The sequence below is a fragment of the Xanthomonas sp. CFBP 8445 genome, from assembly GCF_025666235.1.
GTDB lineage: Bacteria > Pseudomonadota > Gammaproteobacteria > Xanthomonadales > Xanthomonadaceae > Xanthomonas_A > Xanthomonas_A indica.
Window position 1 is genome coordinate 1585325 of record NZ_CP102594.1, and the last position, 12462, is coordinate 1597786.

Genomic DNA, 12462 nt, shown 5'->3' on the forward strand with positions numbered 1-12462 from the left:
AATGGCGTGGCGAATGTGGGGTCAGGGCGCCTTGACCAGCGCCTCGAGCAACGCGGCATTGAAGCGTTGCGGCGCTTCCACCTGCGGGGAATGGCCGAGGTCGTCGAAGGCGACCAGGCGCGCGCCGGGGATCGCCGCGGCCGCGCGCTTGCCCAGGGCTGGATAGTCGCCCAGGGTCGCGGCCAGCGCCGGTGGCGCCAGATCCTTGCCGATCGCGGTGCGGTCGCGCTGGCCGATGAACAGCGTGGTCGGCACGCGCAGTTGCGGGAGGCGCCGCACCACCGGCTGGTTGAACACCATGTCCGAGGTCAGTGCCTGGTTCCAGGCCACGCGGTCGCCGCCGGGGCCCGCGTACAGGCCCGCCTGCATGCTCACCCAACGGTCGTACTCGGGCTTCCACTGTCCGCCGTAGTAGACGCTCTGCTGGTATTGCTTGATCGAGGCCGCGTCGGTCCTGCGCTCCTTGGCGTACCAGGCGTCGACGCTGCGCCAGGGCACGCCGGCCGCCTTCCAGTCCTCCAGCCCGATCGGGTTCACCAGCAGCAACTGGCTCACGTCCTGCGGATACTGCAGCGCGTAGTGCGCGGCGAGCATGCCGCCCATCGAATGGCCGACGACCACGGCGCGGGTCACCCCGGCCTGTTGCAGCAACGCATGGGTGTTGGCCGCCAGTTGCGCGAAGGTGAACTGGTAGGCCTGCGGCTTGCTCGACTTGCAGAAGCCGATCTGGTCCGGTGCCAGCACCCGGTAGCCCTGTGCCACCAGCGCGGCGATCGTCGATTCCCAGGTCGCCGCGCAGAAGTTCTTGCCGTGCAGCAGCACCACCGTGCGCCCGTTCGGCGTGCCGGTCGGGGCCACGTCCATGTACGCCATCTGCAGCGACTGGCGCTGCGAATCGAAGCGGTACCAGTGCACCGGGTAGGGATAGGCGAAGCCTTCCAGTTGCGCGCCGTAGCGCGGCGATGCGTCGGTGGCCGTGGCGGATGCGAGCGGCGACAGGGCGAGGGCGGCGAGCAGCAGGCAATGGCGCATGGGAGCGGGGCGGCAGGCGTGGTGGACCATGACCTTAGCCCGGCCCACGCGTGCGAGGCGTCAACGCATTACGCCGGCGGCAGGCTGCCGCCGTTGTGCACCAGGGTCAGGCAGGCGTGGCGCTGCATCTGCCTCAGCGGTTCCTGCAGCGCCGCCAGCACCTGTTCGGCCTGCGCGCCGAGCACCGGCCGGTACGCGGCCCAGCCGTTGCGGCCCTTGGCCTTGGCCTGGTACAGCGCGCGGTCGGCCAGCACCAGCAGCTGTTCCCAGCCGAGCAGGTTGTCGGGATCGTGCACGAACGGGAATTCGGCCAGTCCGATCGAGCAGGTGACCCGGCCCTGGCGGCCGTGGTCGAACACGAACGGGTGCGCGGCCACCGCGCGGCACAGCCGTTCGGCGGCCATGGTGAGGTTCTCGCGCGGCGCCGAGCGCAGCACCAGCAGGAACTCCTCGCCGCCCCAGCGCACCACGTAGTCGCTTTCGCGGGTCAGCCGCACCAGCAACTGCGCCATCTGCTGCAGCACCGCGTCGCCGGTGTGATGGCCGCCGCTGTCGTTGATCGACTTGAAGTGATCGATGTCGATCAGCGCGAACAGCATGCCCGAGGACAGCATGTCCTCGTCGTTGGCGGCCATCCGCCGGTACAGCGCGATGTCGCTGGGAATGTGCAGCGACAGGTAGCGGCGGTTGCGCAACTGGGTCAGTTCGTCGGTGAAGCTGGCCTCCTGCAGGCGCTGGTTGGCTGCCTGCAGCGCCTGCGTGCGATCGCGCACCTGGCGCTCCAGGATCTCGCGCTGGCGCCGGTTGTGCAGCCGCGCCAGGCACACGGCAGACAGCAGCAGGGCGAACGCGCCCAGTGCCAGCAGCAGCTTGTAGGACGCCGTTTCCTGGAAGCGCAGCGCGATGCGCAGCGGCAGCCGCGCCGGCGCCGCCGCCCACACGCCGGCGTTGTTGCTGCCGGTGACCTCGAACACGTAGTCGCCGCCGGGCAGGTTGGTGTAGCTGACCGACCGCTGGCGGATGTCGTCGAGGGTGCGCCAGTTGCGGTCGTAGCCGAGCAGCCGGTAGCGCAGCTCGACGTTCTGCGGCGCCTGGAACGAGGCGGCGGTGAACTCGAAGTCGAGGTCGCGCGCGGCTTCGGGCAGCGGCGCGGGCAGCGCCTGCGGCGTCAGCCACTGGCCCAGCGCGCGTACCCGCTCCACCACCGGCTGCGGCGCCACCGGATTCTTGACGATGCCGGCGGTGTCCAGGGCGACCACGCCGTCGCGGCTGGGCAGCCACAGCGCGCCGTGCTCGATGAAGCCCTTGCCGTTGCCGGCGCCGTTGCAGCACATGCCCTGCACACCGCCGTGGCGCTGCGCGCGCTCGGTGAGCATCAGCTCGGCGTTCAGCGGCGCCTGCGGCGACGCCGCGTGGCGCTGCAGGTCGGCCAGGCGCACGCGGTAGACCCCGCGCAGGCCGGCCACCCAGATCCCGCCGCGGCCGTCGTCGGCGATGAAGAAGGCGGCGTTCACCGGCAGCCCGTCCTGCTCGCCGAACGCATACCAGTGCGTCCCGTCGAACAACCACAACTGCTCGTTGAGGGTGCCGACCAGCCACTGCCCATCGGGCAGTTCGTGGATCGCGGTGATGTCGGCGCTGGCCAGCGCCGAGCCCGGCGGGGCGAGGGCGACCAGGCGCTCGCCGCGCAGTTCGTACAGGCCCGACTGCGCGCCGACCAGCAGGCGGCCGCCGCGGGTCTCGTGGACCAGGCGCACGCGCGGATCGCGCAGGCCGTCGGTCGTGCCGTAGCGGCGCAGCCGCGTGCCGTCGCTGCGGAACAGGCCGTCGTCGCTGGCGAACCACAGCCGCTGCGCACGGTCGCGGACGATGCCGCTGACCTGCAGGTCGCGCAGCGGCGCCATCCAGGCCGGCTGGCTGAGCCGGCCGTCGCGGTACAGGGCGGCGCCATGGCGCGTGCCGATCCACAGTTGCCCGGGTTCGGCCAGCAAGGTGTAGGGCGCCTCGTTGTGCAACTGGGCCAGGCTCAGGTGCTGCTGGTAGCGGCCAGCGCGCAGCTGCGACAGGCCGCTGTCGGTGCCGACCCACAGCGATCCGTCCGGGTCGCGGGCCAGGGTCCAGACCAGCGCGTCGTCCAGCCCTTCGTGGGTGCTGTAGCGGCGGGTCCAGCCGTTCCACAGCCGGGTCGCGCCGTTCCAACTGCTGCCCAGCCACAGGTTGCGCTCGCGATCCTCGAAGATGGCGTTGACGCCGATGTTCTGCTTGCTTTCCGGGCTGCGCTCGACGATCGCGCCATCGCGCACGCGCAGCAGCGCGCCGGGCTGTCCCACCCACAGGTTGCGGTCGCTGTCCTCGAACAGGGCCTGCACCGCGCGTCGGCTCAGGCCGCTGGCATCGGGCAGCCATTGCCAGCGCCCGTCGCGGCGCAACAGCAGGCCGTCGTGGGTGCCGGCCCAGACCGTGCCTTGCGCCTCCAGCAGGTGCTGCACCGGCGCGGCGCCGGCCTCCTGCGGCAGTGCCAGCGCCTCCGGCGCGTCCTGGCCGGCGACGAAGCGCAGCACGGCGCCGCGCGTCCCCACCCACAGCGCGTCGGTGCGCGGCAGCAGCGCAGAGGCGCCGCCGGCGATGCGGTAACGCAGCTGCAGGCGATCGTCCTGCACCGCGTACACGCCATCCTGCGCCGCGACCAGCACGGTGCCGCGCGCATCGGTGGCGATCGCCTCGATGTTGAGCAGCGGCGCCTGCGGATCCTGCGGCAGCAGCGTGGAGAAGCGTCCGTCGCGGTAGCGCGACAGGCCGCGGTAGGTGCCGATCCACAACGTGCCGGCGGGATCGACGTGCAGCGCCTTGATCAGGTTGCCCGGCAGATGCGCCGGCGCGCCTTCGTTGAACGAGGTCATGCGCACGCCGTCGAAGCGGGTCAGCCCGCCCATCGTGCCGATCCACAGGTAGCCCTGGCGGTCCTGCGCGAACGCCTGCACGCTCAGCTGCGGCAGGCCCTGGTCCAGGCCCCAGCCTTCACGCTCGTAGTGATTGAACTGCTTGTCCGGCTGCAGTGCCCGTGCCTGCGGCACACTCGCGCTCCACGCTGTCGAGAGCATGGCCAGCTGTAGCGCCAGCAGGCGCCAGGAGGTGTGTGGGAACCGCAAGAGCATGCCAATGCCGGATCGGCCGACGTCTCTTGCGTTAGCGGCATCGCCGCGCCGATCTTTATCCGCGCGGCGGCGGGGACGCTGGCGATCGCACGGGCCAGCGTCCAAGGCGGCTCAGCACTCGATCACGTTCACCGCCAGCCCGCCGCGGCTGGTTTCCTTGTACTTGTCCTGCATGTCGCGGCCGGTGTCGCGCATGGTGCGGATCACCTTGTCCAGGGACACCTTGTGCTTGCCGTCGCCGCGCATCGCCATGCGGCTGGCGTTGATCGCCTTGACCGCCCCCATCGCATTGCGCTCGATGCACGGAATCTGCACCAGGCCGCCGATCGGGTCGCAGGTCAGGCCGAGGTTGTGCTCCATGCCGATCTCGGCCGCGTTCTCGATCTGCCCCGGCTTGCCGCCGAGCGCGGCGACCAGGCCGCCGGCCGCCATCGAGCAGGCCACGCCGACCTCGCCCTGGCAGCCGACCTCGGCGCCGGAGATGGAGGCGTTTTCCTTGTACAGGATGCCGATCGCCGCGGCGGTGAGCAGGAAGTCGAACACGCGCTGTTCGTCGGCGCCGGGGCAGAAGCGGTCGAAGTAGTGCAGCACCGCCGGAATGATGCCCGCCGCGCCATTGGTGGGCGCGGTGACCACGCGGCCGCCGGCGGCGTTCTCTTCGTTGACCGCCAGCGCGTACAGGTTGACCCAGTCCAGCGTGGTCAGCGGATCGCGCATCGCCGCTTCCGGCTTGGACGACAGCTCGCGGTACAGCGCCGGCGCGCGCCGTGAGACGTGCAGGCCGCCGGGCAGGGTGCCTTCCTCGCGGATGCCGCGCGTCACGCAGGCCTGCATCGCGCCCCAGATCTCGCGCAGGCCGGCGCGGATCTCGTCCTCGCTGCGCCAGCACTTCTCGTTCTCGAACATCAGCGCGGCGATGCTCAGGCCGCTGCGCGCAGCCTGCGCCAGCAGTTCGTCGCCGCTCTTGAACGGGTAGGGCAGCGGGGTCTCGTCGGCGACGATGCGGTCGTCGGCGGCGTCGTCCTGGTTGACCACGAATCCGCCGCCGACCGAGTAGTAGTCGCGGGTGGCGATGACTTCGTCGTTGGCGGCATAGGCGGTGAAGCGCATGCCGTTGGTGTGGTACGGCAGCTTCTGCCGCTTGTTCATCGCCAGGTCGCGCTTCTCGTCGAAGGCGATCTCGTGCTGGCCGAGCAGGTTGATGCGCTTGCTGCCGCGGATGCGCTCCAGCGCGCCGGGGATGATGTCCGGGTCGATCAGGTTCGGGCGCTGGCCTTCCAGGCCCAGCAGCACCGCCTTGTCGGTGCCGTGGCCGCGCCCGGTCAGGGCCAGCGAGCCGAACACCTCCGCACGCACCCGCACCACGTCCTGCAGGCGGCCCTGGTCGAACAGCCAGCGGTGCACGAAGCGCTCGGCGGCGCGCATCGGCCCCACGGTATGCGAGGAACTCGGTCCGATGCCGATCTTGAACAGGTCGAAGGTGCTGACAGCCATGCGCGTGCCGAAGGGGTGGGCGAAAGACCGTCTATTCTATGCTTCCGGCGCACGGCACAGGCCCGCAGCGCAGCATTGGACGCGAGCATGTCCCTGACCCTGTACCAGCGCGACGACTGCCATCTGTGCGACCAGGCCCTGCAGGTGCTGGCGCAGGCGCGCGTGCCCGAGCCGGTCAGCGTGTTCATCGACGACGACGCAGCGCTGGAGGCACGCTATGGCGTGCGCGTGCCGGTGCTGTGCGCTGCGGACGGGCGCGAACTGGACTGGCCGTTCGATGCCGCCGGCGTGCGCGCGTGGCTGGCGATCTGCTCGGCCCCACCCGAAAGGCGATGACCGGCTTGCGGTGCGTGGCCAGCCTCGTCATTCTGCTTTGTGCCTGGATTTGCAGGCTTTTTTGAACCTGGCCTATGCTGACCATTCTCGGCAACCGTACGTCCATCAACGTCCGCAAGGTCCACTGGGCGTGCATCGAACTCGCGCTGCCGTTCCGGCAGCAGGACGTCGGCGCGCCGTCCGTGCTGGCGACGCCAGTGAGGTCCGGGTCAGCGACCGCCGCACTCAATCCCAATGGGATGGTGCCGGTGTTGCTGGACGACGATTTCGTGTTGTGGGAATCCAACAGCATTCTGCGCTACCTCGCCAATCGCTACGGCGACGGGGTGTTGTATCCAACCGAGGCCAAGGCGCGAGCGCGGGTCGATCAATGGCTGGACTGGCAGGCGTCGGATCTGAATGGCGCGTGGCGCTATGCGTTACTGGCGCTGGTGCGCGGGGCGCCGCATCCGGCCGAACCTGCACAGATCCAGGCCTCGCTCGCGGCCTGGGCGCGATTCATGGCGGTGCTGGACCAGCACCTGGGCGACACCGGTGGCTACGTCGCTGGCGAGCACTTTAGTCTGGCCGACATCGCCATCGGCCTGTCGGTGCATCGTTGGTACCGCACGCCGTTCGAGCATCCGTCGCTGCAGGCGGTGGACGCCTACTACCAGCGCCTCGGCCGCCGCGCCGGTTTCGTCGTGCAGTGCGCCGGCGTCGCCTGAGCCGCACATAAAAAAAGCGGCGGACCCGACGAGGAAATCCGCCGCTCAGCGGCCGCGCGCCGCGGCCTGTGGCGAATCACTTCGCCTTGAACACCACCTTGGTGCTGATCGCGGTTTCGTTGGGGATGGTCTTGGTATCGGCCCAGTCGCCGCCGCCCACGCCGAAGTCCAGGCGCTTGACCGTGGCCTTGCCGGCCAGCACCGGCTGCGCGCCCGGCGTCCAGGTGAAGGTCAGGGTCACCGGCTTGGACACGCCGCGCAACTCCAGGGTGCCGTCGGCGGCGAACTGGTTGTTGCCCAGCGCGCGGAACTTGTCGGCGCGGTAGTGCGCGGTGGCGAACTTGGCGACGTTGAAGAAGTCCGGGCCCTGCAGGGTGGAGTCGCGGTCGTTGTTGCCGCTCTTGGCGCCGGCCAGCGGGATGGTCACGTCGAGCTTGGCGCCGGCCAGGTTGGCCGGGTCGAAGCTGAGCTTGGTGTCGAAGCCGGGGAACTGGCCGGTGAACACTTCGCCGTCGTACTTGCTGGCGAACACCAGGGTCGAGCCGGGGGCCTGCACATAGTCGGCGGCCTGGACCGCCGGAGCGGCGGCGAGCAGGGCCACCAGACTGGCGGCGACGGCGGCGGGGGACGCGAAACGGGTCGACATCGGAACGGCTCCTCAGGACTTGGGGGTGAGCCAACCGCGCGGCAGCATCCGCGCCAGGGTGGCATCGCGTTGGAACAGGTGGTGGTAGAAGGCGGCGCCGGCATGCGCCAGGACCACCGCGATCAGCAGCCAGAAGCCCCACTCGTGCACCGCGTGCGACAGGTCGCGCAGGTGTTCGTCGGGCGGGCTGAGCTTGGGCACGGCGACCAGGCCGAACCAGCGGAACGGGCGCAGGCCGCTGCTGGAGTCGTACAGCCAGCCGGACAGCGGGATGGCGAAGATCATCACGTACAGCAGCACGTGGGTGGCGCCGGCGATGCGCTCCTGCCAGCCGGGCGTGCCCGGCACCGGCTTCGGCGCGCCGGCGTACAGGCGCCAGCCCAGCCGCACGATCACCAGCGCCAGCACGGTCAGGCCCAGCGACTTGTGCGCGGTGTAGACCCAGAAGTACTTGGGTGTCTTCGGCAACTCGCCCATGGTCAGGCCGACCACGCCGAGCAGCAGGATCAGGGCGGCGATCAACCAGTGCAGGGTCTGGCTGACGCTGCCCCAGCGGTCGGCGGTATTGCGTGCGCTCATGGCGTGTCGTCCTGCACGGCCGCCGCGGCGGGCGCCGCCGGCGCGGGGGTATCGGTGGGTGCGGCCGGTGTGCTGCTCGGTGCCGGATCCGGCTCGGCCTTGGCGCCGCCTTCGCGGGTGGCCTCGGCCTCGATGCGCAGCTCCACCGTGCCGCCGATCACCGACGGCCAGGAACGGATGCCGAAGTCGGCGCGCTGCAGCGTGGCGGTGGCGGAGAAGCCGGCGGTGCGGCGGAACGGCGGCAGCGGATGGCGCTTCACAGCGTTCAGGGTCACGTCCAGGGTCACCTCGCGGGTGACGCCGTGCAGGGTCAACTGCCCGATCACCTTGGCGTGCTGCGCGTCGATCGGCTCCACGCGGGTGGAGACGAACTGCGCCTCCGGGTAGTGCTCGCCATCGAGCAGGTTGTGCGCCAGCGCGGCGCGGTTCCATTTCTCGTCGCCCAGGTCCAGCCGCTGCAACGGCACCCGCGCCTGCAGCCGCGCGCTGCGCCAGTCGTCCGGGTCGAACACCAGGGTGCCGGTGCTGCCGGACACGGTGCCCAGCGCCTTGGAGAACCCGGCGTGCTCGATCGCGAACAGCACCCGCGTGTGCACCGGGTCCAGCGCGTACTGCACCGGCGCGGCGAAGACGGCGCCCGGCAAGGCCAGCAGGAGGGCCACGAGAGAGGGTTTGAGCATGGAGCGGCGCCGCGCTGGGAGGTCGCCGGATTCTAGTCACAGTCCGGCCCGGCTGCGTACCTGCGGCGCGTAACGGTTCGTTGCATGCCGCGACAGGTGTGATTTTTACGCCGGCGCGGGGTATAAGAACGCTGCCGCGGCGAGCGGCACACGGAGCGGCCGCCGCGCGCGTCCGGCCCCGGCAGTGCGCCGGTGTTCATCCGCCGACGTCCCATGCCGGAGCCGATGTCCATGTCCCCCATCCCGCGTTCCCCACGCCCGTGGCGCCGCTGGGGGCTGCTGTGCCTGTTGGCGCTGGCCGGCCTCTGCGCCGACGCCTGCGCCGGCGTGCCGGAACTGCCGCGCTTCCGGGTGTTCTCCAGCGAGCAGGGACTGCCGTCCAGCGACATCTCCGCGCTGCAGCTGGACCGCGACGGCTATCTCTGGATCGCCAGCGGCGACGGCCTGGCCCGCTACGACGGACGCGAGTTCCGGGTCTGGCGCCACGACCCGGCCGATCCGGCCTCGCTGCGCTGCAACTACGTGCAGGACATGCACATCGACGCGCGCGACCGCATCTGGGTGGCCTGCGAGGGCGGCGGGCTGAGCGTGCTCGGCGCGGACCGCCGCGGCTTCCGCCACTTCAACATGGCCACGCAGCCGGCGATGCGCAGCGACGAGGTGTTCGCCATCGCCAGCCGCGGCGACGCGGTGTTCTTCGGCACCTACCGCGGCGGCCTGTACCGGCTGGGCGGCGATGGCCGGGTGCAGCGCATCCGCGCCGGCGACCCGGCGGTGGACGCGCTGCTCGACAGCGCGGTGCTGACCCTGGCCTTCGACGATGCCGGGGTGCTGTGGGTGGGCACCTTCAAGGGCCTGCTGCGCTACGACGGCCAGCGCGTCAGCGCGTATCGCATCGACGACGGCGTGCCGGACAAGGCGCAGGTGATCACGTCGATCACCCCGCTCGGCGACGGCCTGTGGTTCAGCGGCAACACCGGCCTGTTCCGGCGCGACCATGCCGGGCGCTGGCGGCGCGCGGACTGGGTCGATGCGCTGCACCGCGCGGTCAGCGCGATCGCCGAGGACGGCGCCGGCGGTTACTGGCTCGGCAATGGCGAGGGCCTGTGGCACAAGCCCGCCGACGGGCCGGCGCGGCGGGTGGATACCGGTGGCGCGGCGGTGTCCGGCGCCAGCGTGGTGGAGGCGGTGCTGCGCGACCGCGAAGGCGGCCTGTGGGTACCGCTGCCGACGCGCGGCCTGGGCTACCTGCGCCCGGACTGGCGCCGCCTGGCGGTGCTGGGCACCGCGCAGGGCCTGCCCGCCGACCAGTACGTCGGCCTGGCGCCGGCGCGCGCCGGCGGGGCCTGGCTGCTCGGCTCCGGCGCCAGCGTGTTTCGCCTCGACACCACCAGCGGTGCGCTGAGCGCGCCGCACTGGGCCAATGGTGCGCCGAGCGGACGCATGCTGTCGGTGCTGGACGATCCCCGCGGGGCCTTGTGGATCGGCGGCAGCAGCACGCTGCTGCGCGGCCCGCTGGACGGCGGCAACCTGCAGCGCTGGACCCGCGCCGCCGGCGAGGTCGATGCGATCCCGGACGGCACCCTGGCCTGGCTGCAACTGGACGCGCGCCAGCGGTTGTGGATCGCCGCGCCGGGCTACGGCCTGCAGGTGCGCGATGGCGCCGGCCACGTCCTGCAGAACATCCCCGGCGGCCAGCACGGCCTGGCCGGGACCGACATCGCCGCCTTCGCGATGGCCCCCGACGGGGTGCCGTGGGTGGCCGCCGAGCGCTTCCAGCACTGGGACGAGGCGGCCGGGCAGTTCCGTACGCCGCCGGAGCTGGCCGGCGAGAAGGTGCAGTCGTTCGCCTTCGCCGACGCGCGCACGCTGTGGGTGCATCGCCTGTCCGGCCTGGAGCTGTGGCGGTACACCGGCACGCACTGGCAGCGCAGCCAGCGCTACGCGGTGGCCGACGGCCTGCCGGCCACCGAGTCCAGCGCGCTGGTCGCCGATCCGCAGGGCCGCGCCTGGCTGGGCATGCGCCGCGGCCTGTTCCGGGTCGATCCGCGGCGCACCCCGGCGGTGCGCGCGTTCGGCACCCGCGACGGGCTCGGCAGCCAGGAACTGGTGCGGCGCGGCCTGTTGATGACCGCCGACGGCGTGCTGGTGGCCGCGGCTGCCGACGGCAGCGTGGCGCTGCTGGACACGCAGCAGCCGGATCCGGTGCCGGTGCCGCTGTCCCTGAGCATGGAGAGCGTGCAGGTGCGGCGCGGCCCGCGCCTGCTGACCCTGCCGACGCGCGGCGACTTCACCCTGCGCTCGGACGACCGCGACCTGCGGGTGGCGGTGCGGCTGCTGTCCTACATCGATCCCGAGCACATCGTCTACCGCTTCCGCCTGCCGGGCTACGACCGCGACTGGGTCAGCACCGGCGCCAGCGGCGAACGCACCCTGCCGCAGTTGCCCGACGGCGCGCAGGTGCTGGAGATCCAGGCGCGCACCCGCAACGGTGCCTGGTCGCCGACGCTGCGCCTGCCGTTCCGGGTGCAGCCGCCGTGGTGGCGCAGCGTCTGGGGCATCGTCGGGATGCTCGCCACCGCCGGCCTGCTGCTGCTGGTGTCGCTGCGCGCCTACCGGCGCCGCCTGGGCCGCCAGCACGCCTGGGAGCTGGCCCTGCACAAGCAGGAACTGGCCGAGCAGGCCTCGCTGGCCAAGACCCGGTTCCTGGCCACGCTCGGCCACGAGGTACGCACGCCGCTGACCGGGGTGCTGGGCATGAGCGAACTGTTGCTGGCCACGCCGCTGGATCCCAAGCAGCGCGGCTATACCGAGTCGATCCGCCGCGCCGGCACCCACCTGCTGCACCTGGTCAACGACGCGCTGGACCTGGCGCGGATCGAGGCCGGGCGCCTGCGCCTGGAGTCGCAGCCGTTCGCGCTGCAGGCGCTGATCGCCGAGGTGGTCAACCTGATGGCGCCGCTGGCGCAGGCGCGCGGGCTGCGCTTCGATCTGCACGACGCCATGCCCGGCCCGACCACGGTGGAAGGCGATGCGCTGCGGGTGCGGCAGATCCTGCTGAACCTGCTCGGCAACGCGATCAAGTTCACCAACAGCGGCTCGGTGGCGCTGAAGGTGGCGCCGGCGCAGGACAGCCACGGGCTGTGCATCGAGGTGACCGACACCGGCCCGGGCATCGGCGCCGAGCAGCAGGCGCGGCTGTTCCAGCGTTTCGAACAGGGCGACGGTCCGCGCACCGCGGTGCGCCAGGGCGGCAGCGGCCTGGGCCTGGCGATCAGCCAGGAACTGGCGATGGCGATGGGCGGGCGCATCCAGGTCGAGAGCCGGCTCGGGCACGGTGCGCGTTTCCGCGTGGGGCTGCCGCTGCGCTGGCGCCCGGCGCAGGAACCGGCGGTGGTGGTGCCGGCGGCGGCCCCACGGGCGCGCACCGCGCTGCGCATCCTGCTGGTCGAGGACGAACCGACCGTGGCCCAGGTGATGGTCGAACTGCTGCGCGGCCGCGGGCACAAGGTGGTCTGGGCCGCGCACGGCCTGGAGGCGCTGACCGAGGCCAGCCAGGGCGGCTTCGACATCGGCCTGCTCGACCTGGACCTGCCGGCACTCGACGGCCTGGCGCTGGCGCGGCAGTTGCGTACGCTGGGCTACGGCTTCCCGCTGCTGGCGGTGACCGCGCGTTCCGACGGCGAGGCCGAGGCGGCGGCGCGCGCGGCCGGATTCGCAGGGTTCGTGCGCAAGCCGGTCACCGGGCAGATGCTGGAAGCCGCGATCGACGCGGTGCTGGACGGCGCGCCGCCGCCACTCTGAGCCGATGCCGGGCCGGTTGCCAGCGCCGG

At 71.8% G+C, this 12462-nt stretch carries 9 protein-coding genes; 3 read left to right on the forward strand and 6 right to left on the reverse strand.

What is annotated here, in order from left to right:
* Positions 1–21: 21 nt before the first annotated feature.
* The 3 genes from NUG21_RS06630 to NUG21_RS06640 form a co-directional block, all read right to left on the reverse strand.
* Complete coding sequence (locus NUG21_RS06630; RefSeq protein WP_263393045.1) at positions 22–1032, reverse strand: alpha/beta fold hydrolase; 1011 nt, start codon at positions 1030–1032, stop codon at positions 22–24.
* Between the two features lie 68 nt (positions 1033–1100).
* A complete protein-coding gene (locus NUG21_RS06635) occupies positions 1101–4187 on the reverse strand; it encodes a ligand-binding sensor domain-containing diguanylate cyclase (RefSeq protein WP_263392627.1) in 3087 nt (1028 codons plus the stop codon).
* 111 nt (positions 4188–4298) lie between these two features.
* The gene (locus NUG21_RS06640; RefSeq protein ID WP_048490425.1) at positions 4299–5681 is read right to left on the reverse strand and encodes an L-serine ammonia-lyase; all 1383 of its coding nucleotides are present in this window, start codon (positions 5679–5681) and stop codon (positions 4299–4301) included.
* Positions 5682–5768: 87 nt separating this feature from the next.
* On the opposite strand from NUG21_RS06640, the gene NUG21_RS06645 reads away from it, so the two are divergent.
* Both NUG21_RS06645 and NUG21_RS06650 read left to right on the forward strand, forming a co-directional pair.
* On the forward strand, positions 5769–6017 hold the full coding sequence (locus tag NUG21_RS06645) for a glutaredoxin family protein (RefSeq protein WP_263392628.1): 249 nt from the start codon (positions 5769–5771) through the stop codon (positions 6015–6017).
* 74 nt (positions 6018–6091) lie between these two features.
* A complete protein-coding gene (locus NUG21_RS06650; protein ID WP_019797883.1) occupies positions 6092–6724 on the forward strand; it encodes a glutathione S-transferase family protein in 633 nt (210 codons plus the stop codon).
* Positions 6725–6800: 76 nt separating this feature from the next.
* Here NUG21_RS06650 and NUG21_RS06655 read toward each other — a convergent pair whose 3' ends face one another.
* Genes NUG21_RS06655 through NUG21_RS06665 form a run of 3 tightly spaced genes read right to left on the reverse strand, consistent with a single transcriptional unit; the run spans position 6801 to position 8629 of the window.
* The gene (locus tag NUG21_RS06655; RefSeq protein WP_160946428.1) at positions 6801–7370 is read right to left on the reverse strand and encodes a YceI family protein; all 570 of its coding nucleotides are present in this window, start codon (positions 7368–7370) and stop codon (positions 6801–6803) included.
* 12 nt (positions 7371–7382) lie between these two features.
* The gene (locus NUG21_RS06660) at positions 7383–7949 is read right to left on the reverse strand and encodes a cytochrome b (RefSeq protein ID WP_160946427.1); all 567 of its coding nucleotides are present in this window, start codon (positions 7947–7949) and stop codon (positions 7383–7385) included.
* Positions 7946–8629, reverse strand: a complete 684-nt coding sequence (locus tag NUG21_RS06665) for a YceI family protein (RefSeq protein ID WP_263392629.1) — start codon at positions 8627–8629, stop codon at positions 7946–7948. The genes NUG21_RS06660 and NUG21_RS06665 overlap by 4 nt, the downstream gene beginning before the upstream one ends.
* Before the next feature lie 231 nt (positions 8630–8860).
* Here NUG21_RS06665 and NUG21_RS06670 point away from each other — a divergent pair, with 231 nt between their 5' ends.
* Positions 8861–12433: a hybrid sensor histidine kinase/response regulator gene (locus NUG21_RS06670; RefSeq protein WP_263392630.1), complete on the forward strand. Its 3573-nt coding sequence runs from the start codon at positions 8861–8863 to the stop codon at positions 12431–12433.
* Positions 12434–12462: the final 29 nt, after the last annotated feature.